The sequence below is a fragment of the Saccharothrix sp. NRRL B-16314 genome (assembly GCF_000716595.1).
Classification (GTDB): Bacteria; Actinomycetota; Actinomycetes; order Mycobacteriales; family Pseudonocardiaceae; genus Actinosynnema.
In genome coordinates, this window is sequence record NZ_JNXC01000043.1 from 1 (window position 1) to 23,480 (window position 23,480).

The 23,480-nt window shown below is 71.9% G+C and carries 25 protein-coding genes; 6 read left to right on the forward strand and 19 right to left on the reverse strand.

Annotation, left to right across the window (positions count from 1 at the left end):
- The coding region (locus tag OQ02_RS47330) for a Clp protease N-terminal domain-containing protein (RefSeq protein ID WP_156077520.1) at window positions 1-99 on the reverse strand (99 nt) is incomplete at its 3' end.
- Between the two features lie 338 nt (window positions 100-437).
- Here OQ02_RS47330 and OQ02_RS36180 point away from each other — a divergent pair.
- A complete protein-coding gene (locus OQ02_RS36180) occupies window positions 438-1,271 on the forward strand; it encodes a (2Fe-2S)-binding protein (protein ID WP_197043655.1) in 834 nt (277 codons plus the stop codon).
- Window positions 1,272-1,317: 46 nt separating this feature from the next.
- On the opposite strand, the gene OQ02_RS36185 is transcribed toward OQ02_RS36180, so the two are convergent.
- From OQ02_RS36185 to OQ02_RS36200, 4 genes are all read right to left on the reverse strand, one after another.
- On the reverse strand, window positions 1,318-2,133 hold the full coding sequence (locus tag OQ02_RS36185; RefSeq protein WP_033443195.1) for an ABC transporter ATP-binding protein: 816 nt from the start codon (window positions 2,131-2,133) through the stop codon (window positions 1,318-1,320).
- Window positions 2,130-3,179: a FecCD family ABC transporter permease gene (locus tag OQ02_RS36190; protein ID WP_033443196.1), complete on the reverse strand. Its 1,050-nt coding sequence runs from the start codon at window positions 3,177-3,179 to the stop codon at window positions 2,130-2,132. Before OQ02_RS36190 ends, OQ02_RS36185 begins: the two co-directional genes overlap by 4 nt.
- Window positions 3,176-4,165, reverse strand: coding sequence for a FecCD family ABC transporter permease (locus OQ02_RS36195; RefSeq protein WP_033443197.1), 990 nt, complete (start codon window positions 4,163-4,165; stop codon window positions 3,176-3,178). Before OQ02_RS36195 ends, OQ02_RS36190 begins: the two co-directional genes overlap by 4 nt.
- Before the next feature lie 265 nt (window positions 4,166-4,430).
- On the reverse strand, window positions 4,431-4,778 hold the full coding sequence (locus OQ02_RS36200) for a histone-like nucleoid-structuring protein Lsr2 (RefSeq protein WP_033443198.1): 348 nt from the start codon (window positions 4,776-4,778) through the stop codon (window positions 4,431-4,433).
- Between the two features lie 573 nt (window positions 4,779-5,351).
- On the opposite strand from OQ02_RS36200, the gene OQ02_RS36205 reads away from it, so the two are divergent.
- Window positions 5,352-6,107: a class I SAM-dependent methyltransferase gene (locus tag OQ02_RS36205; protein ID WP_231500386.1), complete on the forward strand. Its 756-nt coding sequence runs from the start codon at window positions 5,352-5,354 to the stop codon at window positions 6,105-6,107.
- Window positions 6,108-6,135: 28 nt separating this feature from the next.
- Here the strand turns inward: OQ02_RS36205 and OQ02_RS36210 are convergent, their stop codons facing one another.
- The 5 genes from OQ02_RS36210 to OQ02_RS36230 form a co-directional block, all read right to left on the reverse strand.
- Window positions 6,136-6,921, reverse strand: a complete 786-nt coding sequence (locus OQ02_RS36210) for a type III pantothenate kinase (protein WP_033443200.1) — start codon at window positions 6,919-6,921, stop codon at window positions 6,136-6,138.
- A 24-nt stretch (window positions 6,922-6,945) separates the two neighbouring features.
- A complete protein-coding gene (gene panD, locus OQ02_RS36215; RefSeq protein WP_033443201.1) occupies window positions 6,946-7,431 on the reverse strand; it encodes an aspartate 1-decarboxylase in 486 nt (161 codons plus the stop codon).
- A 10-nt stretch (window positions 7,432-7,441) separates the two neighbouring features.
- Window positions 7,442-8,332: a pantoate--beta-alanine ligase gene (gene panC, locus OQ02_RS36220; RefSeq protein ID WP_033443202.1), complete on the reverse strand. Its 891-nt coding sequence runs from the start codon at window positions 8,330-8,332 to the stop codon at window positions 7,442-7,444.
- Entirely contained in the window at window positions 8,329-9,222 is an 894-nt protein-coding gene (locus OQ02_RS36225; protein WP_033443203.1) for a Rossmann-like and DUF2520 domain-containing protein, read from the reverse strand. The genes panC and OQ02_RS36225 overlap by 4 nt, the downstream gene beginning before the upstream one ends.
- A 90-nt stretch (window positions 9,223-9,312) precedes the next feature.
- Entirely contained in the window at window positions 9,313-10,485 is a 1,173-nt protein-coding gene (locus OQ02_RS36230; RefSeq protein WP_442973731.1) for a PrsW family intramembrane metalloprotease, read from the reverse strand.
- Between the two features lie 30 nt (window positions 10,486-10,515).
- Between OQ02_RS36230 and OQ02_RS36235 the strand changes: the two genes are divergently transcribed.
- Genes OQ02_RS36235 through OQ02_RS36245 form a run of 3 tightly spaced genes read left to right on the forward strand, consistent with a single transcriptional unit; the run spans window position 10,516 to window position 13,043 of the window.
- Entirely contained in the window at window positions 10,516-11,427 is a 912-nt protein-coding gene (locus tag OQ02_RS36235; RefSeq protein ID WP_033443204.1) for an SAM-dependent methyltransferase, read from the forward strand.
- Window positions 11,415-11,936 (forward strand): DUF1203 domain-containing protein, encoded by a 522-nt coding sequence (locus OQ02_RS36240; RefSeq protein WP_156077521.1) that lies wholly within the window; start codon window positions 11,415-11,417, stop codon window positions 11,934-11,936. The genes OQ02_RS36235 and OQ02_RS36240 overlap by 13 nt, the downstream gene beginning before the upstream one ends.
- Window positions 11,937-11,978: 42 nt before the next feature.
- Window positions 11,979-13,043, forward strand: coding sequence for an NADH-quinone oxidoreductase subunit D (locus OQ02_RS36245; RefSeq protein ID WP_033443206.1), 1,065 nt, complete (start codon window positions 11,979-11,981; stop codon window positions 13,041-13,043).
- 19 nt (window positions 13,044-13,062) lie between these two features.
- On the opposite strand, the gene OQ02_RS36250 is transcribed toward OQ02_RS36245, so the two are convergent.
- From OQ02_RS36250 to ftsH, 8 genes are all read right to left on the reverse strand, one after another.
- Window positions 13,063-14,901 (reverse strand): DUF6779 domain-containing protein, encoded by a 1,839-nt coding sequence (locus OQ02_RS36250; protein ID WP_156077522.1) that lies wholly within the window; start codon window positions 14,899-14,901, stop codon window positions 13,063-13,065.
- A 50-nt stretch (window positions 14,902-14,951) separates the two neighbouring features.
- Window positions 14,952-15,404 (reverse strand): DUF3180 domain-containing protein, encoded by a 453-nt coding sequence (locus tag OQ02_RS36255; protein ID WP_033443208.1) that lies wholly within the window; start codon window positions 15,402-15,404, stop codon window positions 14,952-14,954.
- Window positions 15,405-15,422: 18 nt separating this feature from the next.
- Window positions 15,423-16,079, reverse strand: a complete 657-nt coding sequence (locus tag OQ02_RS36260) for a maleylpyruvate isomerase family mycothiol-dependent enzyme (protein ID WP_033443209.1) — start codon at window positions 16,077-16,079, stop codon at window positions 15,423-15,425.
- A gap of 66 nt (window positions 16,080-16,145) precedes the next feature.
- Entirely contained in the window at window positions 16,146-16,628 is a 483-nt protein-coding gene (folK, locus tag OQ02_RS36265) for a 2-amino-4-hydroxy-6-hydroxymethyldihydropteridine diphosphokinase (RefSeq protein WP_033443210.1), read from the reverse strand.
- Window positions 16,621-16,983 carry a dihydroneopterin aldolase gene (gene folB, locus OQ02_RS36270; protein ID WP_033443211.1) on the reverse strand — a complete coding sequence of 121 codons (363 nt, stop codon included), beginning with the start codon at window positions 16,981-16,983 and terminating at the stop codon, window positions 16,621-16,623. The genes folK and folB overlap by 8 nt, the downstream gene beginning before the upstream one ends.
- On the reverse strand, window positions 16,976-17,767 hold the full coding sequence (gene folP, locus OQ02_RS36275) for a dihydropteroate synthase (protein WP_033443235.1): 792 nt from the start codon (window positions 17,765-17,767) through the stop codon (window positions 16,976-16,978). The genes folB and folP overlap by 8 nt, the downstream gene beginning before the upstream one ends.
- 29 nt (window positions 17,768-17,796) lie before the next feature.
- Entirely contained in the window at window positions 17,797-18,420 is a 624-nt protein-coding gene (gene folE / locus OQ02_RS36280; RefSeq protein ID WP_051773240.1) for a GTP cyclohydrolase I FolE, read from the reverse strand.
- A 20-nt stretch (window positions 18,421-18,440) separates the two neighbouring features.
- Window positions 18,441-20,744, reverse strand: coding sequence for an ATP-dependent zinc metalloprotease FtsH (ftsH, locus tag OQ02_RS36285; protein WP_033443212.1), 2,304 nt, complete (start codon window positions 20,742-20,744; stop codon window positions 18,441-18,443).
- 421 nt (window positions 20,745-21,165) lie between these two features.
- Here ftsH and OQ02_RS36290 point away from each other — a divergent pair, with 421 nt between their 5' ends.
- A complete protein-coding gene (locus OQ02_RS36290; protein WP_033443213.1) occupies window positions 21,166-22,866 on the forward strand; it encodes a substrate-binding and VWA domain-containing protein in 1,701 nt (566 codons plus the stop codon).
- Between the two features lie 48 nt (window positions 22,867-22,914).
- Here the strand turns inward: OQ02_RS36290 and hpt are convergent, their stop codons facing one another.
- The gene (hpt, locus tag OQ02_RS36295; RefSeq protein ID WP_033443214.1) at window positions 22,915-23,466 is read right to left on the reverse strand and encodes a hypoxanthine phosphoribosyltransferase; all 552 of its coding nucleotides are present in this window, start codon (window positions 23,464-23,466) and stop codon (window positions 22,915-22,917) included.
- Between the last annotated feature and the right edge of the window lie 14 nt (window positions 23,467-23,480).

Consider the following 23,480-nt stretch of genomic DNA (forward strand, 5'->3'; position numbering starts at 1 on the left):
GATGTGTTCGGTGCCGATGTAGTTGTGGTTGAGCATCCTGGCCTCTTCCTGGGCCAGGACAACCACCCGCCTCGCGCGGTCGGTGAACCTTTCGAACATTCGCACTCCCTGACTGCTGCGCCGGCGGTCCTCGGGCTCACCCCTGGCCGACCGTCTGGCTGACCGTGGAGAGCGCGGCACCGTGGGACCACTGTAGTCGTCAGCCCCGACACTCTCAGTTCCCGATCGCAGGCAGTCGTCTTCGGGGATCTCTGACATCGGTATCAACGCGTGATCTAGCTGGCAGATTCCACGGATCGGGTGTTGTCCGCTCAACGCGAACATTCAGCCGTTCGGCGTCATCGGGGGTGACCGGGGTCACCACAGCGGTGCAAGTTAGGCCTACCTTGCTAAGGTAAGGCAAACCTCAACCCGAGCGACCCGACGAGGACCTTCTGGTGACGACCGTACCTGTGTGGGAGACGGAGTGCGACGCGGCGACGCCGCTCGCCGAGTCCCTTGCGCGGGTGTCGCTGTACGAGGGTTTCGAGGCCAGGTTCGGGCTTCCCGCCGACCGCGGCGACTGGGTCGTGTGCTCGGAGTTCGTCAGCGAGCCGGAGCGGTTCGACGTGTGGCGCGAGCAGCTGGCCGAGTGGCTGCGCGACCAGTACGGCGAGGCGCCGGAGCGGACCACCGCCGGGTACGTCATGACCTGGTACCTCAACGTGGTGGGCGTGCTCGGCGGACTGCTGTTCCACGGCGCGCGGCGGGTGCCGTCGCTGCGGCCCTCCGACATCGCGATCCGGCTGGCGCCCGAGGGTCGTCCGCACGTGGTCGGCGTGGCGCTGCTGTCGGACGAGTTCGCGTGCCTGCCGGACGACCCGGCGGCGCACCACCCCGGCGCGACCGCAGTGACCGACGAGACCGCGCTGGCGGCGTTGCTGAGGGCCCGCTTCGCGGCGCACAGCGCGCAGTTCGTCGGATCGTTCGGGTCGACCGTGCGGCTGGGCCGGCGGATGCTGTGGGCGGCGGCCACGGACGCGCTGGACAGCGCGGCGTGGACGGCGGGGCAGCTGTGCGGCGACGAGACGGGCGGCGTGGTGGACGCGGCGCTGCTGCTGCCGGCCAAGCTCGACCCGTTCACCTCGGCGTCCACGCTGAAGGCCACCGACACCGGTTGGACCAGGCGCCGCGAGAGCTGCTGCTTCCACTACGCCCTGCCGGACGCCGCCGCCTGCTCCACCTGCCCCCGCGTCTGCGAACCCCGAGAGTCCTACGTTCAGAACGCGTGAGTCGTACCTTCGGAACACCCGTGTCCTACGTTCCGAACCCCCGAGTTCAACGCTCGGAACGTGCCGGCGAACGGTGGCGGTGGCCGATCGGGATCACCAGCGGCGTGTCGGAGACCGGGTCGGGGACCACGCGGGCGTCCAGGCCGAAGACGTCCAGGAGGTTGGCCTCGGTCAGCACGTCCGCGGGCGGGCCCTCCACCACGATCCGGCCGTCCTTCATCGCCACCAGCCGGTCGGCGTACCGGGCCGCCAGGTTGAGGTCGTGCAGCACCATCACGACGGTCCGTCCGAACTCGCGGTGCAGCCGCTGCACGAGGTCCAGCACGTCGATCTGGTGGGCCAGGTCCAGGTAGGTCGTCGGCTCGTCCAGCAGCAGCAGGTCGGTCCCCTGCGCCAGCGCCATCGAGATCCACGCCCGCTGCCGCTGACCGCCGGACAGCTCGTCGACGGTCCGGTCCGCCAACCCGTCCATGCCGGTCATCTCCAGCGCCGACGCCACCGCCGCCTCGTCCTCCGGCGACCACTGCCGGTACCACGCCTGGTGCGGGTGCCGGCCGCGCGCGACCAGCTCCGCCACGGTCAGCCCTTCGGGAGCCTGCGGCGCCTGCGGCAGCATCGCCAGCACCTTCGCCACCTCACGGGTGGGCGTCCGGTCGATGCGCTTGCCGTCCAGCACCACCGCGCCGGACCGGGCCGGCAGCAGGCGCCCGAGGGCGCGCAGCAGCGTCGACTTGCCGCACCCGTTGGGCCCGATCACCGCCGCCACCGAACCGGACAGCACGTCCAGGTCGAGCCCGGACACGACCAGCCGCTCCCCGTACCCGACGGACAGCGACTGGGCCTGGAGCCGAACAGCGGTCATACCCGTGCCTCCCGGCGACTGCGGACGAGCAGGTACATCAGATAAGGAGCGCCCAGCACGGCCGTCACCACACCCACCGGCAGCTCGAACCCGCCGAACGCCAGCCGCGCGACCAGGTCCGACACCACCACCAGCAGCCCGCCGACCACGGCCGACCCGAGCAGCGGCGGCGTGGCGGTGCCGGCCAGCCGCAGCGCGATCTGCGGTGACGCCAGCGCCACGAACGCGACCGGACCGGCGGCGGCGGTCGCCACGGCGGCCAGCACGACCCCGAGCAGCAGCATCACGCTCCGCGCGCCGTTCAGCCGCACCCCGAGCCCGCGCGCGGTGTCGTCGTCGAACTGGAGGGCGCCCAGCAGCCGCGTCCCGACCAGGATCGCCGGGATCAGCAGCGCCAACGCCGCCCCGACCGGCACGACGTGCTCCCACCCGCGCCCGTTCAGGCTGCCGGTGATCCACACCATCACCCGCGACGCGTCCGTGACGTCGCCCACGGTCAGCAGGTAGTGGGTGAAGTTGCTCGCCACGGCCGAGACACCGATGCCCACCAGCACCAGCCGGAACCCCTCGATCCCCCGCCGCCACGCCAGCCCGTACACGAGCAGCCCGGCCAGCAGCCCGCCGGCGAGGCTCGCCAACGGCACGCCGACCTCCGCCATCGTCCCGCCGACCACGCCCAGCGACCCGCCGAACGTGATCACGCCGACCGCACCGGCACCCGCACCCCACGTCACGCCGAGGATGTCCGGGCTCGCCAGCGGATTCCGCGCGATCGACTGGAACACGGCCCCCGCGACCCCGAGCGCCGCGCCGACGAACACCCCCGTCAACGCCCTCGGCAGCCGCAGGTCGAGCACGATGAACCGCTGCCCGCGCTGCCCGCCGCCCGTGAGCACGTCGAACACCTGCGCCAGCGGGATCGGGAAGTCACCGCGCGCCACGCTCACCGCCGCCGCGAGCACCAGCAGCCCCAGCCCGACTACCACCACCGCGAACGGCCGCCACCGCAGCGCGCCGGACACCGGTCCGAGCCGGAACCCCGTCACAGCTTCACCAGCTTCCGCCGCCGCACCAGGGCGACGAAGAACGGCGCGCCGACCAGCGCCATCACGACGCCGACCTCCAGTTCGCCCGGCCTCGCCACCACCCGTCCGACGATGTCCGCGACCAGCAGCACGATCGCGCCGATCACCGCCGAGAACGGCAGCAGCCACCGGTAGTCCGGCCCGGTCAACGCGCGCGCCGCGTGCGGCACGACCAGCCCGAGGAACCCGATCGGCCCGCACACCGCCACCGCTCCGCCCACCAGCAGGGTGATCGCGACGACCCCCACGACCCTGGTCCACGCCACCCGCTGCCCGAGCGACCGGGCCACGTCGTCACCGAGCGCCAGCGCGTTCAGCCCGACCGCGTTGACCGCCGCCAGCACCAGCCCGACGACCAGGAACGGCAGCACCTGCCACAGCACCGCGACGTCACGCCCGGCGATCCCGCCGACCTGCCAGAACCGGAACGCGTCCAGGCTCTGCCGGTCGAGCAGCACCAGCGCGGACACCAGCCCGTGCATGAGCGCGCTCACCGCCGCACCCGCCAGGGCCAACGTCACCGGCGTCGGCCCGGATCGGCCCGATCCCAGCAGGAACACCACGACGCTGGCCACCAGCGCACCGGCGAACGCGAACCACACGTACCCGTAGAGGCTGGTCACGCCCAGCGTGTAGATGGAGAGGACGACGGCGAAAGCGGCGCCCTGGGTGACGCCGAGGATGCCCGGGTCGGCCAGCGGGTTGCGGGTGTGGCCCTGCATCAGCGCGCCGCCGAGACCGAGTGCGATGCCCACGGCGACGCCGAGCAACGTGCGGGGCACCCGCAACTCGCGGACGACGAGGTCGTTCTCCAGCCCGGTCGGTGCGGTCAGCGCGTGCCAGACGTCACCGAGCGGAATGGGTTTCGCGCCGATGGCCACGCTGGCGAGCGAGACGAGGATGAGGAGCCCTACGAGCAGCAGCAGGCGGGTGGTGCGGAGGGCCAAGGTGCTGCTCCTCCCACGGCGACCCGACTTGGTGAGGCAAGCCTAACCGAACACTGTCAGGTCACCGCTCGGCACACTCCGTGCCGACGACCGCGTCCGAGCGAAACTCATGAACACCCGTAGTACTCTGTGAAAAGGATCTTCATTTCAGGGGTTGCCCTCGGGGCACCCCGTCTGAAAAACAACCAAGGGGCACCGGAGAATCCCGGCGCCCCTTCGTCGATTGACGTAATTGCCGTGGCCTGGACCACGGCAATGACTCCCGTCAGCCCTGCTGGTGGTAAGCCTCCAGCACCTCGGCCGGGATGCGACCGCGATCGGACACCTTCATGCCCTGCTTGCGCGCCCACTCCCGAATGGCCTGGTTCTGCTCACGATCCGCCGAAGCGGGACGCGCTGCCTTCACACCGGCCGGACGACCCGGGCCGCGCTTGCGGCCACCCGCCTTGCGGGCACTGGCGACGAAGTCGGCGAGAGCGTCGCGGAGCCTGCCCGCATTGCCCGCGGAAAGGTCGATCTCGTAGGACACACCGTCCAATCCGAAGCCGACCGTCTCCTCTGCCTTCCCACCGTCCAGGTCATCGACCAGGGTCACGGTGACCTTCTGCGCCATGCGTATCCTCCTGGACTCGAATGCGCGGTGTTCCCCGACCGCGACCTAAAGCATTGGCGAGTGCAGGTTAGCGCACAACTCCCGGAATGCGCCGCCTGGAGTCCGAGAAGTTACTCATTCAGGGCGAACGGACGTGAACGGGGGTGAAGGGGATCCACTCCCCGATACCGAGACCCGCGCGCGCCATCAGCGCCCGGCCGATGACCATTCACACCACAGCGGTGGCATTCCGTACCGCGACGATCGCGGAAAGTCTTCATCGACCGGCCACCGCGCGAGGGTGAACTGCGAGGTCGACACCGTGGTTTCGCACGTGACTTCTTCACCGACCGGGTCCGACAACGAGTCGCGTTGCCCGATCGCGCATGTCCGGGCTGCGCAACTTCTTCGCCGCCATCGTCCGCCGTCCGCCTCCGATCCCGATGCGCCGCACCCGCACGGGGAGACCGTCCCCGGTCGCGGAACCCGAGACGGAACCCGTGACGGGAACCGGACAGGGCTGTGCGCGCACAAGCGGAAGAGTACGGAAAGACCACTCGGGAAAACGAACCGGATCTCACTAGGCTCTGGGTGGTGACCGGAGATGACTTGCGGACCCGGCGGGCGAACTCCTTCGGAGCGCACGCCTCGGCTTACGCGGAACACCGACCGGACTACCCGCTCGCGGCCGTCCGCTGGGCGTTGGAACCACTGGGAGAAGGGCCGCGCGACGTGCTGGACCTCGGCGCGGGCACCGGCAAGCTGACCGGCGGCCTGGTCGCCGAGGGCCACCACGTGACGGCCGTCGAACCGAACGAGTCGATGCTCTCGGAACTGGTGCGCCACCACGGTTCGGTGCGCGCCCTGCCCGGCACCGCGGAGCGGATCCCGTTGCCGGACGGCACGCTGGACGCGGTGGTGGTCGGGCAGGCGTTCCACTGGTTCGACCCGGAACGGGCGCTGCCGGAGATCGCGCGGGTGCTGCGGCCGGGCGGTGTGCTCGCGGCGCTGTGGAACGACTACGACACCTCGGTGCCGTGGGTCGCGGACTTCGTCCGGACCGCCCGCTCCAGCGTCAGCGCGCAGGACGAGCTCGCCTTCGACCCGCTGACGGAGCACGAGCTGTTCACCGACCCGGCGCCGGCCGCGTTCGAGCACGTGCACCGGCGCACCGCCGAGACCCTGCTCGCGATGGTCAACACCCACTCGCACGCGCTGGTGATCGCGGCGGACGAACGGGCCGAGCTGAACGCGCGGATGCTCGCGTTCCTCAAGTCCCGCCCCGAAACCGCCGACGGCGAGTTCGACCTGCCCCTCACCACCTACGTGAAACGCCTGCGCCGCGTCTGACCGCCGTCGGACCGCCGTCGGGCGCCGATTACTTCATGTTCCGCTCGAACACCAGGCGCAAGCCCAGCAGGGTCAGGTCCGGCACGTGCGAGTGGATGGTGGCCGACTCGGTCACCACCAGGGGCGCGAGACCGCCGGTCGCGATCACCGTGACCGGACCCGGCTCGCTGAGCTGGAGCTCGTCCACGATCCGGCGCACCAGGCCGTCCACCTGGCCGACGAACCCGTAGACGATGCCGGACTGGAGGCATTCCACGGTGTTCTTGCCGATCACCGACCGGGGCCGGACGAGTTCGACCTTCCGCAGCTGCGCGGCGCGCGCGGCCAGCGCGTCCACCGAGATCTCGATGCCGGGCGCCAGCGCGCCGCCCAGGAACTCGCCCTTGGCCGAGATCACGTCGAGGTTCGTGGACGTGCCGAAGTCGACCACGACGCACGCCGTGCTGTGCAGGTGGTGCGCGGCCAACGTGTTGATCACGCGGTCCGAGCCCACCTCCTTCGGGTTGTCCACCAGCAGCGGGACGCCGGTCCGCACGCCCGGTTCGACCAGCACCTTGGGCACGGTGGAGTAGTAGCGGCCGAGCATCACGCGCAGCTCGCGCAGCACCGCGGGCACGGTGGACAGCGCCGAGATGCCGGTGATCTTGTCGGCGTACTCGCCGAGCAGACCGCGCATCGTCAGCGCCAGCTCGTCGGCGGTCATCCGGGCGTCGGTCCGCATCCGCCAGTCGCGGACCAGCGCCGCGGCGGCTCCCGTGCCGTCGTACAGGCCCAGCACGATGTTGGTGTTGCCGACGTCGATGGCGAGCAGCACTGCGGGTCTCCCCTTGTTCTCGGCCTACTGGTCCTCGGCCTGGATCAACGCGTCCAGCGCCGCCGCGTCCTCGGTCTCCGCCGCCACCGCCTCCGGCTGCGCGGTCGTGGACCCGTTCACCAGCCCCGAACCCTCGGGCGCGTGCGCCGGGTCCGCGCCGAGCTCGACGACCTTGTTGTCGGCGTCGACGAAGACCACCTTCGGCTCGTACTCTCGCGCCTCGGCGTCGTCCATCTGCCCGTACGCGATGAGGATCACCAGGTCGCCCGGCTTGACGAGGTGCGCCGCCGCGCCGTTGATGCCGATCACGCCGGTGCCGCGGTCGCCGGGGATGACGTAGGTCTCCAGCCGCGCGCCGTTCGTGACGTCCACGATCGCGACCTGCTCGCCGGCCAGCAGGTCGGCGGCCTCCATCAGGTCCTCGTCCACCGTGACCGAGCCGACGTAGTGCAGGTCGGCCTGGGTGACGGTGGCCCGGTGGATCTTCGACTTGAGCATGGTGCGGAACATCGCGGTCCCCTTACTCGTCACCGGTGCCGAGCAGCACGGCGGTGTTGTCGATCAGTCGGGTGGAGCCGACGCGGGCGGCCACCAGCAGGCGGGCGTCGCCGTTCTCCGGCGCCGGACCGAGGTCGGGCGCGCGCAGCTCCAGGTAGTCGAGGTCGACGCCGGGCACCGCGGCGAGGGTGTCGCGCGCGGCCTTCAGCACGGCGTCCGCACCCTGGCCGCTGACGTACGCGCCCGCCACCAGGGCGGCGGACAACGCGGTCGCGGCGGAACGCTCCTCTTCGGACAGGTAGCGGTTGCGGGAGGACAGCGCCAGGCCGTCCGGCTCGCGCACCGTCGGCACGCCGACCACGTCCAGCGGGAAGTTCAGGTCGCGGGCCATCCGGTGGATCAGCGTGAGCTGCTGGTAGTCCTTCTCGCCGAACACCGCGTAGGTCGGCTGCACGATGTTGAAGAGCTTGGCCACCACGGACAGCACGCCGGTGAAGTGGCCGGGCCGCGACTGGCCCTCAAGCTCGTCGCCGAGCGGGCCGGGGTCGACCGTGACGGTGCCGCCGGGCGGGTACATGTCGTCCACCGACGGCGCGAACACGATGCCGGCGCGTTCCGCCCGGCAGATGTCCACATCGGACTCGAAGCTGCGCGGGTAGCGACCGAAGTCCTCGTTCGGCCCGAATTGTTTCGGGTTCACGAAGACGGACACGACGACCACGGTGTTCTGCATGACGTGTGCTTCGCGGATCAGCTGCCGGTGGCCCTCGTGCAGCGCACCCATGGTCGGCACCAGGGCGATGTTGCGACCCGCCGCCTTCAACGCCCTCGTGACGCGGCGCAGCCGGTCCGGGTCGCGGTGCACCGTCACGTCGTTCGGCGCGTAGTCGTCCTTGGTGAGCGGCTTGGTCATGCCTGTTCCTCGTCGAGAGTGGTGCGGACGTCGGACGCCAGTTCGGGCTTGAGCAGTCCGGCGGCCTGTGCGCGCGCCGCGGTGCGGAGCGCGAGGACCCGGTACGCGGGCAGGGTGTCCTGGCCGGCGAGCACCGCCAGGTGCTTGGCCACGGTGCCGACGTCGCCGCGCGCCACGGGGCCGGTGAGCGCCCGGTCGCCGTGCCGCAGGGCGTTGTCCAGCGCGGCGGACAGCAGCGGGCCGAGCATCCGTTCGGCGTCCGCGATGCCCGCGCCGCGCAGCAGGTCCGCGCAGTCGGCGACCAGGGTGATCAGGTGGTTCGCGCCGTGCGCGAGGGCGGCGTGGTAGAGCGGGCGGGCGGCTTCGGGGATGCGCACCGGTTCGGCGGACATCTCCACCACCAGCGCCTCGCCCACGTTCCAGGCGACCTCGTCGCCGTCGGCCGCGGTGACGCCGACCGAGCAGGCGTTCATCCGCTGCACGTCCTCGGCGCGGCCGGTGAACGTCATGACGGGGTGCAGCGCCACGCACAGGGCGCCCAGTTCAGCGGCAGGCCGCAGCACGGCGACGCCCTGCGCGCCGCTCGTGTGCACGACGATCTGCCCCGCGCGCAGCGAACCGGTGGCGACGAGGCCGCGGACCAGGCCGGGCAGCTCGTCGTCGGGAACGGCCAGCAGCACGAGGTCGGCCGCCGCGGCGACCTCGGGCGGCGGCAGCACGGGGACGTCCGGCAGGAGGTCTTCGGCGCGGCGCAGCGAGTCGCGGGAGACGGCGGCGACGGCGCTCACGGCGTGTCCGGCGCGGGCCAGCGCGGCACCCAGCACCGAACCGACCCGGCCGGCCGAGATCACTCCGACGGCCAGCCGCGCGGGGCGGGGGGTCGCGTCCATGCGACGTACTCCTTCAGGCGGCGTTCCAGTCCCTTGGGCTGGGTACCGGACGACGGGCGCGAGCGTAATCCGGTGGGTTGCGGTGGACCTTCAACTGCGACGAACGCCACCCGCGGCCTTCAGCGCCCCGGGCGCTTCGACGGCCGCCTGACGTGCGACGACGAGTGCTTCGAGCAGCTTCGAGTGACGTTCGTCGGCGTCGTGGCCCGCGGTGCCGCTGGCCATGCGGTGCCGCAGGAACGCCAGTTCGGTGGCCGCGATCTGGTAGCCCGCGACCGCCTTGGCCGCCTCGTCGCCGACCTTGCGCCGGACCGTGCGCCGCCAGCGGCTGCGGCCCTGGAGGCTGGCCAGGAGGGTGACCTCGCTGGACGCGATCCACTTCCGCGCGGCCATGTCCGGCAGCTGGCCCGCGACGATCCGCTGCTCGCGGCGGCGCTGCCAGACCACCATCAGGACCATGCCGGCGAAGATCGGCACCATGATCAGGAAGTACAGGTTGATGAAGGTGGAGCCGGTGCCGACGGTGGTGGAGAAGTTCCACAGCGAGTGCAGGCCGGCCGCCGCGAGGTAGCCGAGGACGGGTGCGGCGATCCGCAGCTTCCGGTTCCTGGTGATGGTGGCGATGCCGATCCCGACACCGGTCATCGACGTGAACAGCGGGTGCGCGAACGGCGAGAGCACGCCGCGCAGGATGAACAGCGCGATCACGCCGCTGCTCAGGTCGCCGAACCCGCTGTCGGAGAAGACGCGGGCGAAGTACCAGATGTTCTCGGTGAACGCGAAGCCGGCGGCCGTCACGCCCGCGTAGACCACGCCGTCCACGACGCCGTCGAACTCCTGCCGGCGGCGCAGGAACAGCACCACGATGAACGCCGCCTTCGCGGCCTCCTCGGTGATCGGGGCGCCGACCACGGCGGCGAACATGCTGCCGTCACCGCCGTTGATCAGCTGGCCGAGCACGTGCGCGGTCTGGTTGAACACCAGCGAGGTGATCGTCGCGCCGCACGCGCCCCACAGGAAGGCCAGCAGCAGGATCTTCGCCGGTTCCGGCTCCCAGCGGTCGACCCACAGGTAGGCGCTGATCACGCCGACGACGGGCACCAGCGCGGCGAGCGCGCCGACCAGGATGGGCAGCAGGCCGACGCTGCTCGTGCCGAGGCCCAGGAGCACCAGCCCGCACACGCCCAGCGCGATCAGGCCCACCACCGGGAGCAGCACGGTCCAGCGGTGCTGGTCGGCGCGCTTGCGGGCGGGAGTGGTCACGGGGAGCAACCTTAAAGGGACACTTGACTGATGGTGGACTCGGAAGCCCTGTGGCGGGAGGCGTTGTACGGGCCGTCGGGGTTCTTCACCCGCGGCGCGGTGCCCGCCGACCACTTCCGCACCGCGCCCCTCGTAGGCCCTGAGCTGGCGGAAGCGCTGCTCGTGCTGCTCGATCGGGTGGACTTCGGCCTCGGCCGTCCCGCGCGGCTGGACTTCGTGGACGTGGGTGCGGGCGGCGGGGAGCTCTCGGCGACGGTGCGGTCCATGGCTTCGGGGTCGCTCGCGGAGCGGTTGGTGGTGACGGCGGTCGACGTGGGGCCCTCGCGGTCGGTGCCGGGTGTGGAGTGGACGTCGTCGCTGCCATCTTCGGTGTGCGGGTTGCTCGTGGGGCACGAATGGCTGGACGCGGTGCCCTGTCCGTTGGTCACCGGCCCCGTGTCCGATCCCTGGCTGGACCGGTGGTGGCCGGTGGGCGAGGGCGGGCAGGCCGAGATCGGCGCTCCCCGGGACGTGGCGTGGGCGGACGCGGTCGCGCGGGTGCGCGGTGCGGCGCTGGCCGTGGACTACGGGCACGTGCTGGCCGACCGGGCGGCGGGGCGGTACGCGGCCGGCACGTTCGCGGCGTACCGGGACGGGCGGCGGGTGGAGCCGGTGTTCGACGGGAGCTGCGACCTGACCGCCCACGTCGCGCTGGACGCGTGCGCGGCGGCGGCCGGTGGTGACTGGGTGCTGGTGTCGCAACGGGACGCTTTGGCGGCCCTGGGATTGGTCGGCACGGTGGACGCCGGTGTCGGCGCGGATTGGCTGACGGCGGCCGAAAGGGCGTCGCGGATCGCGGAACTGCGCGCGGAAGGCGGGCTGGGATCGTTCGGCTGGCTCCTGCACGGACGGGGTGTGCCGGTGTCGTCCCTGCTCCCGCCTTTGCCACCGTGGCAGCCCTGACCGCCATTCAAAGGGCCGAAGACCGCCGGCGGCGCGGGACGTCGCGGACAACGGTCGAGGGCATGAGAATCCACGCGCTACCGACCGATGTGCTGGACCGCGCGCGCGAGCGGGCGGCCGTCGACGGGCACCACGAGTCGCACCGGGAATCCGCCGGCGCGCCACTGCGGTGTTGCCTGCGCAAAGCCGAAGCCGGCGAACCGCTGATCCTTTTCCGGTACACCCCGACCGCCGGGGTCGGACCGTACGAGGAAGTGGGCCCGGTGTTCGCGCACGCCGAACCGTGCGAAGGCCCGAAGAGCACCGCGGAGTTCCCGGAAGCGTTCCGCCACGCCGCGCGAACCCTCCGCGCCTACACCGCCGAAGGCCGCATCCACGACGGCGAAATCGCCCAGCCCGGAACCCTGGACGACCGCGTCACCGCATTGCTCGACAATCCGGAGGTGGCCGAAATCCAGGTCCGCAGCGTTTCCCACGGGTGCTTTCTGTTCGCCATCACCCGCGAATAGCCCTCACCTCCGGCGACGGCGCGGCCGTGCGAGCATGAACGGGTGGAGATCACCGTTGGCGTTGGCGCCGGTGCGCGGCACCTGGGGGTCGACCGGGTGGTCGACCTCGGCCCGCTGCACCCGTCGGCGCACGGCGCGTACCGGCTGCGGCTGACGGTCCGGGACGACGAGGTCATCACGGCCGCCGAACCGCTGGTCGGGCACCTGCACCGCGGCGCGGAGAAGCTGTTCGAGGTGCGCGACTACCGGCAGGTGCTGACGCTGGCCAACCGGCACGACTGGCTCGCCGCGTTCTGCAACGAGCTGGCCGTCGCGCTGGCCGTCGAGCGGATGACCGGCATGGACGTGCCGCCGCGCGCCCATGCCCTGCGGGTCCTGCTGTGCGAGCTCAACCGGATCATGGCGCACCTGGTGTTCCTCGCGCCGATCACCGGCGCCCGCGACCGCGACGCGGTGCAGGCCGTGCTGGAGGAAGCGTCCGGCGGCCGGATCCACTTCATGTTCAACCGGATCGGCGGCCTGCGCGAGGACGTGCCGGCCGGCTGGACCGACCGGGTGCGCGAAGTGCTGTCCACTGTGGACCCCGGTGGGGCGCCGGGAGGACTGGCCGGGCTCGGGGTGCTGACGCGGGACGCCGCGCTCGCGTTCGGCGTCACCGGTCCGATCGGCCGGGCGTCCGGGGTCGACTTCGACCTGCGCCGCGACGACCCGCTGCCCGGCTACCGGGACCTCGACGTGCGCCCGGTGGTCCGGACCGAGGGCGACGCGCTCGCCCGCGTGCGGGGCATGGTGGACGAGGTCCACCAGTCCGTCGCACTCGCCCGCCGGTGCCTGGACGCGCTGCCGACCGGGCCGGTGAACCTGCGCCTGCCCAAGGCCGTGAAGGCGCCGGAGGGGTCGGTCTACACGTGGGTCGAAGCGCCGCTGGGCACGTCCGGCGTCCACCTGGCGTCACGGGGTGAGAAGACGCCGTGGCGGCTGAAGCTGCGGACGCCGTCGTTCAACAACGTCCAGGCCCTGTCCGCGCTGCTGCCGGGCACGAAGGTGGCCGACCTGCCCGCGGTGCTCGGGTCGTTCGCCGTGGTCGTCGGGGACATCGACAAGTAGCCGTCCGGCCTTCCGGCTGTCAGTCCTCGCGGCGGCGACGGCGGCGCGGCGAATCCGCACCGCCGAGCGCGGCGAGGAGTTCGCTGACCGACTTGCCGTCCGCGTGGGCGCCGGCGGGCTCGACCGGCTCGGGCGCGCTGCGCCGACCGGCCGGCTTCGGGCTGTCCTCCCACGAGTCCCACGTGTCGTCGGCCCGACGCCGCCCGCCCGCGTCGCCGGCGGTGGGCTCGGGTGCCCGGCGGCGGCCCTCGGACGAGGTCGCGGAGGCCGACGGCGGGTCCGCCGGGGCCGGCCGACCCGTCACCGGAACGTGCTCGCCGGTCAACTCGGCCCGCACGGCAGGCCGACGCGCCGGCTCACCGGCGGGCACCGGGCGGTGCTCACCGGTCAGCTCGGCCCGGACGACCGGCCGACGCACCTGCTCGCTGATCGGGTCAGGGCGACCCACCGGCCGGTGCTCGCCCGTCAGGTCGGCCGGTCGACGCGCGGGCTCGGCCACCGCGTCGGGACGGCCGACCGGCCGGTGCTCGCCGGTCAGGCCCGCCTGGGGCACCGGTCGACGTGCCGGCTCGGCCACCGCGTCCGGACGTCCGACCGGCCGGTGCTCGCCCGTCAGGTCGGCCCGCCCGGCGCTCGGCCGCCGCACCTCCACCGGCCGGTGCTCACCGGTCAGCTCGGCCCGCGCGGTCGACGGCCGGCGCACGTCGCCCGGCGTCGCACGCTGGTCGCCGGTCGAGTCGGCACGGGGCACGACCCGCTGCTCACCCGTCGACTGCGGACGAGCGACGACGCGCTGCTCACCGGTGGACTGGACCACACGCTGCTCGCCGGTCCCCTCCGGCCGCACGGGTCCCGGCCGCCGCGCCGGCGCCTCGGTCAACGCCTCCCGGCTGATCATCTCGGTCCGGTCGGCCACCCGGCTCCGCCGCTGCACCGCGTGCTCGGTGCCCGAGGTCTCGGCCGGCCGCGACCGCTCCGCGGGTTCCGCCGGACGAGCGGGAGGCGGCACCGGCGCACCCAGCCGCGCCGCCACGTCCCGGTTCACCCGTTCCGTCGGATCAGGCTTCGTCGCCTCCCGCCGCACCACCACCGGCGGCGTCGGGCGGGCCTGGGCGTTGGCACGGGCCGGCTCGCGGCGCGCCGGCTGGGACTGCTCACGCCGGGCGGGCTCGGGGCGGGTCGGTTCGGGGCGCCGAACCTGGTCCTTGCGCGCGGTGTCGACGTTCGAGCGTTCGACGCTGACCCGGTCGACGGTGACCCGCTCGATCAACTCGGTGCGGTCGTTCTGCGGCTTGTCCGCGGCCTTCGGCGTGGCCGGCGCGGCGGGACCGGCGGTGATCACCCGCTTGTCACCCACCGCCATCAGCCGGGAGTGGTCGGACAGGGCGCGCATCCGGGTCGACTCGGCGCGCAGCGCCACCCGTTCGACCAGCACCTCGCCACCGAGCAGGGCTTCCAGGTTCTCCCGCAACGTGCGCAGCTCGCCGCGCAGCGCGTCCAGGTCGTCCCTGGCCTCCTCCTGCACCCGCTTGCGGGTCTCGGCCTCGACCTCCAGCTCGTACTCGCGGCGGGCGGCGACCTCGCGCTCCAGCTCCAGCTCGTACACCGACTGGAGGTCCGCGACCTCGTGCACGCGCTCGGCGACCTGCCGGCGGTAGCGGGCCGCGAGGAACGCGCCGACGAGCGCGGCCCACAGCGCGGCGACCACGGCCAACCGCAGCCAGCGGGCGTTGTCGCTCAGCACCAGCACCGCCGCGGCACCCATCGCGAGCGCCAAAGCCGCTACCAGCAGTAGTCGCCCGGTGCCACGACCGCGATCCTGCTGCTCGTCATCTTCCGACGCGCCTCGCCCGGTCATGGCGCCTACCGTACCGGTCAGTTATCCGATTGAGACCTCGGTGTCGGTATTCATTGATCCAGATGCGGGTCGTCCGGCGTCTTGCAGCAGCGTTCCAGCCACAACGCGGCGGCGATCAGCAGCGCGGCGCAGACGATCCCGACGACACCGGTGACGATGTCGTTGTCGGCCGCCTGGAACTGCCCGCGCGCCGGCAGCACGTAGATGAGCACGCCGGCCCACCCTCCTAGCATGATCGCTCCGAGTAGTGACGACGCCTTGGCGAACGCCACCGCCCGTGCCGCGGTCAACGGCTCCACCGGACGCGCGCCGCGCTTGCGCAGGATCCTCGCGCGCAGCGAGAAAGCCAGCCACAGGTTGACCACGGCGATCACGAGCAGGGTGAACCCGGCGAACGTCGGCAGCGGTGGGAGCGTGTCGTAGGCGAGCCGGATCAGCAGGTGCGCGAGCAGGCCCGCGACGAGTCCGGCGGCGAGCAGGTCACGGGGTTTGGTGAACCTCACCCCACCATCGTCCCCGAACTACTCGACCAGGGCGGTGTCGCGCCTGCCGAGCACCGGCAGCACACCGAGCCACGGCCCCGGATCGCCGTCCCAGTCCATCGCCCGGATCTGGTCTTCGTTGCGCCGTCCGCCCAGGACCCGCAGCATCTCGAACGACGACGCCCGCAGCGCACCCGCCGGTTCGCCCTCGCCCAGCACCCGGTCGCCGTGCTCCAGCGTGATCCGCAACGCGGGCAGGTGCTTGGCCCGCAGCCGCTTGTCGACTTCCTGCAACGGCCGCGTCAACGCCGCGCGCACCGCCACGTTGTCCCGTTCGCCGGGTCGCCCCAGGGCCGTCCGGACGTCGTGCTCGTGCGAGACGATCTCCGCGATCAGCACCGCGCCCATCGGCGAGTCGAACAGCCCTTCGGCGACCTGGAAGTTCCGCTCCCACTCGACCAGCAGGTCGCCCATGCTCCGGTTGCGCCGGTCGTGGACCTGCCGCTCGCCCCACGAGCCGTCCTCGACCCCGTCGAACCGGCCCTCGGTGAAGTCGCCGAGGCCTCCGGCGAGGTGCGCGACCACGTCCTTGACCGTCCACCCGGGACAGGCCTCGACCGGCGCGTCGGGATCGCCACCGGTGACCAGGCTGATGATCCGCCGCCGCGCGGCGTCGTAAGTGATCGCGTTGCTCATCGCGCCACCTCCGCGCCCACGCTAACCCCGCCGTGCACGCGCCGCAGTGCCGGTGCGCACCGCTCCTCACCCCAGCGGTAGATCGACCCTCCGGGTGACCCCGCCGAGGTCGAGCCCGGCCACCAGGTCGCGCACCGGACCGTGCCCCGGCAGGACGGCGTCCGGCTCCACGTCCAGCCACGGCACCAGCACCGACGCGCGCTCGTGCGCCCCGGGGTGAGGCAGGAGCAAGTCGGGATCGGAGGAGAGGACCCCGTCGACCGCGACCACGTCCACGTCCAACGTGCGCGGCCCCCAACGGCGTTCGCGCACCCGCCCCGCGGCCTGCTCCAGGGCCTGGCCACGCCGCAGCCAGCCCCACTCGTCCACGTCACCGGAGACGATCAGCACCGCGTTGAGGAAGTCGTCCTGGTCGGTCACGCCCCACGGCGCCGTCTCGTACACCGGCGACACCGCCACCAGCACGTCGGCGAACCCGTCCACCGCCAGCCGCAGGTACCCCAGCCGGTCGCCCAGGTTCGAGCCGAGCGACAGCACCGCCCTAGTCACGGGTCCGCCTGATCGTCACGGACACGTCGCCGAACGCGAGCGCGATCGGCGCGGACGGCTTGTGCACCGTCACCTCGGTCGCCCGCACCCGCAGGTCGGTCATCACCTCGTCGGCGACCTTGCCCGCCACCGTCTCGATCAGGTCGTACGGCCCGCCCGCCACGATCGCCGCCGCGCGCTCGGCCAACTCGCCGTAGTGCAGCGTCTCGCGCAGGTCGTCCGTCGCCGCCGCCCTCGACAGGTCCAGCCAGGCGGTGACGTCCACCAGGAAGTCCTGGCCGTCCCGCTTCTCGTGCTCGAACACGCCGTGGAACCCGCGGACCCGAAGGCCCGTCAGCGAAATCCGGTCAGTCATGGCCCTGCCCCCGCCTCCACGCCCGCGCGACGGCCACCGCGTCCAGGGACCGGTCCACGTCGTGCACCCGAACACCCCACGCGCCGGCGAACGCCGCCAACGCGGACACCGCCGCGGTCGCGTTCTCGCGGCCGTCCGGATTGCGATCACCCAGCAGGGTGCCGAGGAACCGTTTGCGGGACGCTCCGACCAGCACCGGGAAACCCAGGTCCAGCAGGACGTCCAGCCCGTTGAGCAACTGCCAGTTGTGCGTGGCGTCCTTGGCGAACCCCAGCCCCGGGTCGAGGATGATGTCGTCCGACGACACACCGGCGGCCAACGCGGCGTCCACCTGGCGGCTCAGCTCGTCCCGCACGTCGCGCACCACGTCGTCGTACACGGCCAGCCGGTCCATCTGCCGGCTGTGCCCGCGCCAGTGCATCAGCACGTACGGCACACCCGCCGACGCCACGACCGACGCCATCGCCGGGTCGGCCAGACCGCCCGACACGTCGTTCACGATCGACGCGCCCGCCTCCAGCGCGGCCGACGCCACCTCGGCCCGCGTGGTGTCCACGCTGACCGGCACGTCCTGCGCGACCAGCGCCCGGATCACCGGCGCCACCCGCGCGGCCTCCACCGGGGCCGACACCCGCGACGCGCCGGGACGGGTGGACTCGCCGCCGACGTCGACCAGGTCGGCGCCGCGCCGGAACATGGCCACGCCGTGCGCCACCGCGTCGGCCACGTCGAGGTACCGGCCGCCGTCCGAGAACGAGTCCGGGGTGACGTTCAGGACGCCCATCACCACGCAGTGCCCCGGCCTGGGCACGCTCACCGCAGACGTCCTCTGATCAGCTCGATGGCCTCCGCCCGCGACGACGCCGAGCTGCGCAGCAGCCCGCGCACCGCGGACGTCGTGGTCCGCGAGCCGGGCTTGCGCACGCCGCGCATGCCCATGCACAGGTGTTCCGCCTCGACCACGACGATCACGCCGCGCGGTTCGAGCCGCCGCACCAGCGCGTCCGCCACCTGCGACGTCAGCCGCTCCTGCACCTGTGGCCGCTTGGCGTACAGGTCGACCAGCCGCGCGAGCTTGGACAGGCCGGTCACCCGGCCGTGCTCGTTCGGGATGTACCCGACGTGCGCGACGCCGTGGAACGGCAGCAGGTGGTGCTCGCAGAACGAGAACATCGGGATGTCGGTGACCAGCACCAACTCCTCGTGGCTCTCGTCGAACGTCTTCGCCAGCACGCTGTCCGGGTCGGTGTAGAGGCCGGCGAACAGCTCCCGGTACGCCCGCGCCACCCGTGCCGGCGTGTCCCGCAGGCCTTCCCGGTCCGGGTCCTCACCGCACGCGAGCAGCAGCTCACGCACCGCGTCCTCGGCGCGCTTCTGGTCGAAGGGTCGGCGCGCGAGACCGGCCCCCCCGTTTCCGGAGAGGCCGGCCTGGTCGATCGAGGTGCGGTCGATCTCGGTCACTTGCGGTTGTCCGGGTCCGTGTCGAAGGACCGCTTGCCCGCTTCCGCGTCCGTCGGCTCCGGCTGCCACGGTGGTGGCTGCGGTGCGCCGCCGGGCACCGTGGCCGGGGTCCAGCCGGGAGGCGCTCCGTAGTTCGGCGGACCGGACGACGGGTGCTGCGGCTGGTACGGCTGTTGCTGGTGCGGCTGCGGCTGGTACGGCTGCTGTTGCTGGTGCGGCTGCGCCTGCTGCTGGTACGGCTGCGGCTGGTACTGGCCCGGCTGCGGCTGACCCGGCTGGTGGGGCTGGGCGCCGTTGCCGTTCGGCGGCGTCGGCACCGCGTCCTGGACGCGCGTGTCGTCCAGGGTGTCCTCGATCGCGGGCGGCCACGGCTCGCCGCGCTCCCGGGCCAGTTCCGCCGGGGTCTTGACCGGCGGCTTGTCCGACGGGGTGCGGGTGCCGAACTCGTTGAACTTGGTGATCCGCGGGCGCTTCTCGACCGCGGCGAAGATCCGCTCCAGTTCCTTCTGGTGCAGGGTCTCCTTCTCGATCAGCTCCAACGTCAGCGCGTCGAGCACGTCGCGGTACGTGTTCAGCACCTCGTACGCCTCGGTGTGCGCGGCCTCGATCAGCTCGCGGACTTCCTCGTCGATCTCGTGCGCGACTTCCAGCGAGTAGTCGGCCTGCCGGCCCGCCGTGCGGCCGAGGAACGGCTCGCCCTGCTCCTGGCCGTACTTGACCGCGCCGAGCCGGGCGGACATGCCGTACTCGGTGACCATCGCGCGGGCGATCTTGGTCGCCTGCTCGATGTCGTTGGACGCGCCCGTGGTCGGCTCGTGGAAGACCAGTTCCTCGGCGGAACGGCCGCCCAGCGCGAACACCAGCCGGGCGATCATCTCCGACCTGGTCATCAGGTCCTTGTCCTCCTCGGGCACGGACAGGGTGTGACCACCCGTCCGGCCGCGGGCCAGGATCGTGACCTTGTAGACCGGGTCGATGTCCGGCATCGCCCACGCGGCCAGGGCGTGCCCGGCCTCGTGGTACGCGGTGATCTTCTTCTCCTTCTCGGAGATGATCCGGCTCTTGCGGGCCGGACCGCCGATCACCCGGTCGACGGACTCCTCCAGCTCGACGCTGGTGATGGTCGTGCCGTTCTTGCGGGCGGTGAGCAGCGCCGCCTCGTTGATCACGTTGGCCAGGTCGGCGCCGGAGAAGCCGACGGTGCGCTTGGCCAGCCCGTCCAGGTCGGCCTCGGGGGCCAGCGGCTTGCCCTTGGCGTGCACGTGGAGGATCTGCTTGCGGCCCTTCAGGTCCGGTGCGGACACCGGGATCTGCCGGTCGAAGCGGCCGGGGCGCAGCAGGGCCGGGTCGAGGATGTCGGGCCGGTTCGTCGCCGCGATCAGGATGATCCCGCCGCGCGAGTCGAAGCCGTCCATCTCGACGAGCAGCTGGTTGAGCGTCTGCTCGCGCTCGTCGTGCCCGCCGCCGAGGCCCGCACCGCGGTGCCGGCCGACCGCGTCGATCTCGTCGACGAAGATGATGCACGGCGCGTTCTGCTTGGCCTGCTCGAACAGGTCGCGGACGCGCGAGGCGCCGACGCCGACGAACATCTCGACGAAGTCCGAGCCGGAGATCGAGTAGAACGGCACGCCGGCCTCACCGGCCACGGCGCGCGCCAGCAGCGTCTTGCCGGTGCCGGGCGGGCCGTACAGCAGCACGCCCTTCGGGATCTTCGCGCCGAGCGCCTGGTAGCGGCCGGGGTTCTGCAGGAAGTCCTTGATCTCGTACAGCTCTTCGACGGCCTCTTCGGCGCCCGCGACGTCGGCGAACGTCGTCTTGGGCATGTCCTTGGACAACTGCTTGGCCTTGGACTTGCCGAAGTTGAGCACCCGGTTGCCGCCGCCCTGCGAGTTGTTCATCATCCACATGAGCAGGATGAGGAGCAGGCCCAGCGGGACCAGGTACAGCAGCATCTGCATCAGGAACGAGTCCTGCGTGACCTTCGTCTCGAGCACGGGCTTGTTGCCGGCCTGGTCGAGGAAGGTGAAGATCTCGTCCGTCGAGCTCGCCGGGAACTGGGCGCGCACGCGGTTGCCGCCCTCGACGGTCACCCCGTCCTTGAGGGTGAGCTTGAGGAGCTGCTCCTTGTCCTCGATCGTGGCTTCCTTGACGTTGCCGTCCCGGATCTGTTGCAGTGCCTGGGACGTCTTGATCGGGGTGTAACCCCGGTTCTCGTCGAAGAGCACGCTGAAGGCGTAAAAGAGCACCAACACCGCCACGATCCACAGCAGCGGGTTGCGAAGCAGGCGCTTGCGGTCCATGCACTTACGGCCGGCGGGCGGCCTCGACCCTCCCTGACTTGTCGACGGGCGCAGACGGGCACACCCGTCCGACCAGCCTACCGCCCATGGTCTGGGCGGAGCGCTCCGCGTGCGGGCCCTGTCGCGTCTTGCCGGACCAACGGGCGGGAGCCGTCCGGTGTTCCCGCGGTGACGCCGGACACGGCTCCCAGGTCAACCGGGTTCGACCGGATCGGCTCGACAACTGTGAACCGGACGGGCCGCCGGCCCGTAACACTCACCAGGCGTAGCTCGTTAAGCGCAGGTAGCGACGATGCGAGGGCCACTGGGGTGACTTGGAACACGAGAGTTTGTCATGAGAGTGGTCCGTGTCATCCTCGGCAACCACCCGTGTGTTCTTCGCCCACCCGGAAGGGTGAACACCCGACCAAAGGTACGAAGCATGTCAGCTGGCAACCCGAACCGGCCCGGTCGCTTCCGCCGCGTCATCCTGCCCCTCGGCGCGCTGCTCGGCGTCGTCGCCGCCGCCGGCGTCACGGTGGTCGCGCTGCGGGCCACCAGCGGCCCGGAGTGCAAGGGCACCCTACCGCTCAAGATCGCGGTCACCCCCGCGGTCGAGGAAGTGGTGCGCGGCGCCGCCGACGACTACCAGACCACCCAGCCGGTGGTGGACGGCAAGTGCGTGCAGGTGCTGGTCGAGGCGCGCGGCGCGGCCGACGTCTCCCACGACCTGCCCACCGCGCAGATCAACCCGCCCGCGCTGTGGATCCCGGACTCGTCGATGTGGGCCGCGGAGAGCCGGCGGCAGGCCGGTGACCAGGGCGAGGAGGCGCCGAGGCTGGACATCCTCGACCCGCTGGCCTCCTCACCCGTGGTGATCGCGGGCTCGGAGCAGGCGCTGGCCGCGCTCGGCTGGCCGATCGCACCGGTGAGCTGGGCGAAGCTGCTCGACCCGAAGGTGACCGTGGCGTTGAGCGACCCGACCACGTCCACGGAGGGCCTGGCCACGCTGGCGGTCATCCGCGCGCAGCTGGGCAACCCGGACGGCTCGCCGAAGCCCGAGCTGATCGGCGCGCTGCTGCGGGTCGGCCGGGACGCGCTGCCGTCCGTGCGGGACGCGTTCGGCAAGGTCGTGCAGGGTGCGGAGAACGCGCCGGTGTTCACCGCTTCGGAGCAGTCCGTGTTGGCCGCGAACCGGGCCGCCGGGTCGCGCCGGGTCGTCGCCTCCTACCCCAAGGAGGGCACGGTCGCGTTCGACTACCCGGTCGTCCGAGTCACCCGCACGGGTGAGCAGGCGGGTATCGCGGAGGCCGCCGTGGGCTTCGAGAAGGCGTTGCGGACCGCGCGGACCGCCGAGCGGTTCGCCGAGGCGGGCTTCCGCACGCCGGACGGCAACGCGCCGGACGGCTGGACGAACGAGCAGGACGGCCTGCGCGGCGACGACGTGGCCGTGCTGAAGACGCCGGACCCGGACCAGGTCTCCGAGCTGCTGCGCACGTGGGGCGCGGTCAGCCTGGACACCCGGATGCTGGCCGTGCTGGACGTGTCCGGCTCGATGGCCGAGAAGATGAGCAACGGGCAGACCAGGGTCGACGCGGCCAAGGAGGCGGCGCTGACCGCGTTGGCCATGCTGCCCGACACGTCGGAGATCGGCCTGTGGGCGTTCTCCACGGACAAGAAGCCGCCGAACGACTGGATCGAACTGGTGCCGGTCGGGCCGCTGGGCGAGCCGATCGCCGGCGCGACCCGCCGGTCGCAGCTGCAGAAGGGCGCGGGGAACCTGCCCGCGCTGGTCGGCGGCGGCACGGCGTTGAACGACACCGCGCTGGCCGCGTTCCGGCACATGCAGAAGACGTACGAGCCGTCGATGATCAACTCGGTCACGCTGTTCACCGACGGCAGCAACGACGACATCTCCAGCATCGACCTGGCCGAGCTGCTGGCCACGTTGAAGAAGGAGGTCGACCCGGCGCGGCCGGTGCCACTGATCATGGTCGGGCTGGGTCGCGACGCCGACATGGACGCGCTCCGGCAGCTGGCCGACGTCACCGGCGGCAAGGCCTACCAGGCGCTGGAGCCGGAGGACATCCGCGGCGTGCTGCTGGACGCCATCTCGCAGCGGCGCTGCCGGCCCAGCTGCTAGTACCGGCGGAACGGGGGCGGCCCTGTCACGGGCCGCCCCCGTCCGTCGTCAGCTGGAGTAGACCTTCGGGTCCAGCGCGCCGATGTACGGCAGGTCGCGGTAGCGCTCGGCGTAGTCGAGGCCGTAGCCGACCACGAACTCGTTCGGGATCTCGAACCCGACGTACCGCACCGGCACCTCGACCTTGACCGCGTCCGGCTTGCGCAGCAGCGTGCAGACCTCCAGCGACCGCGGCTTGCGCGACGCCAGGTTCTTGAGCAGCCACGACAGCGTCAGGCCGGAGTCGATGATGTCCTCGACGATGATCACGTCGCGGTCCGCGATGTCGCGGTCGAGGTCCTTCAGGATGCGCACCACGCCGGAGGACGAGGTCGACGAGCCGTAGGAGCTCACCGCCATGAACTCCAACTGGACCGGCACCGGCAACGCCCTGGCCAGGTCGGTCATGAACATCACCGCACCCTTGAGCACGGTGATCAGCACCAGGTCGTTCGTTCCGTCGGCCGGGTAGTCAGCCGCGACCTTGTTGGCCAGTTCGGTGACCTTGTCGCTGATCTCCTGCTCGGTGATGAGCACGGAACTGATGTCGCCGTCGTACACGGACGGTTCCCCTT

Coding starts and splice junctions, on each gene's coding strand:
- OQ02_RS36250 (WP_156077522.1), bottom strand. CDS start 14,901: ATGACCGGGCGAGGCGCGTCGGAAGATGACGAGCAGCAGGATCGCGGT.
- OQ02_RS36235 (WP_033443204.1), top strand. CDS start 10,516: ATGGTGGACTCGGAAGCCCTGTGGCGGGAGGCGTTGTACGGGCCGTCG.
- panD (WP_033443201.1), bottom strand. CDS start 7,431: ATGTTCCGCACCATGCTCAAGTCGAAGATCCACCGGGCCACCGTCACC.
- OQ02_RS36185 (WP_033443195.1), bottom strand. CDS start 2,133: ATGACCGCTGTTCGGCTCCAGGCCCAGTCGCTGTCCGTCGGGTACGGG.
- folB (WP_033443211.1), bottom strand. CDS start 16,983: ATGACTGACCGGATTTCGCTGACGGGCCTTCGGGTCCGCGGGTTCCAC.
- folP (WP_033443235.1), bottom strand. CDS start 17,767: ATGGGCGTCCTGAACGTCACCCCGGACTCGTTCTCGGACGGCGGCCGG.
- OQ02_RS36290 (WP_033443213.1), top strand. CDS start 21,166: ATGTCAGCTGGCAACCCGAACCGGCCCGGTCGCTTCCGCCGCGTCATC.
- panC (WP_033443202.1), bottom strand. CDS start 8,332: ATGACCAAGCCGCTCACCAAGGACGACTACGCGCCGAACGACGTGACG.
- OQ02_RS36260 (WP_033443209.1), bottom strand. CDS start 16,079: ATGAGCAACGCGATCACTTACGACGCCGCGCGGCGGCGGATCATCAGC.
- ftsH (WP_033443212.1), bottom strand. CDS start 20,744: ATGGACCGCAAGCGCCTGCTTCGCAACCCGCTGCTGTGGATCGTGGCG.
- OQ02_RS36225 (WP_033443203.1), bottom strand. CDS start 9,222: ATGGACGCGACCCCCCGCCCCGCGCGGCTGGCCGTCGGAGTGATCTCG.
- OQ02_RS36200 (WP_033443198.1), bottom strand. CDS start 4,778: ATGGCGCAGAAGGTCACCGTGACCCTGGTCGATGACCTGGACGGTGGG.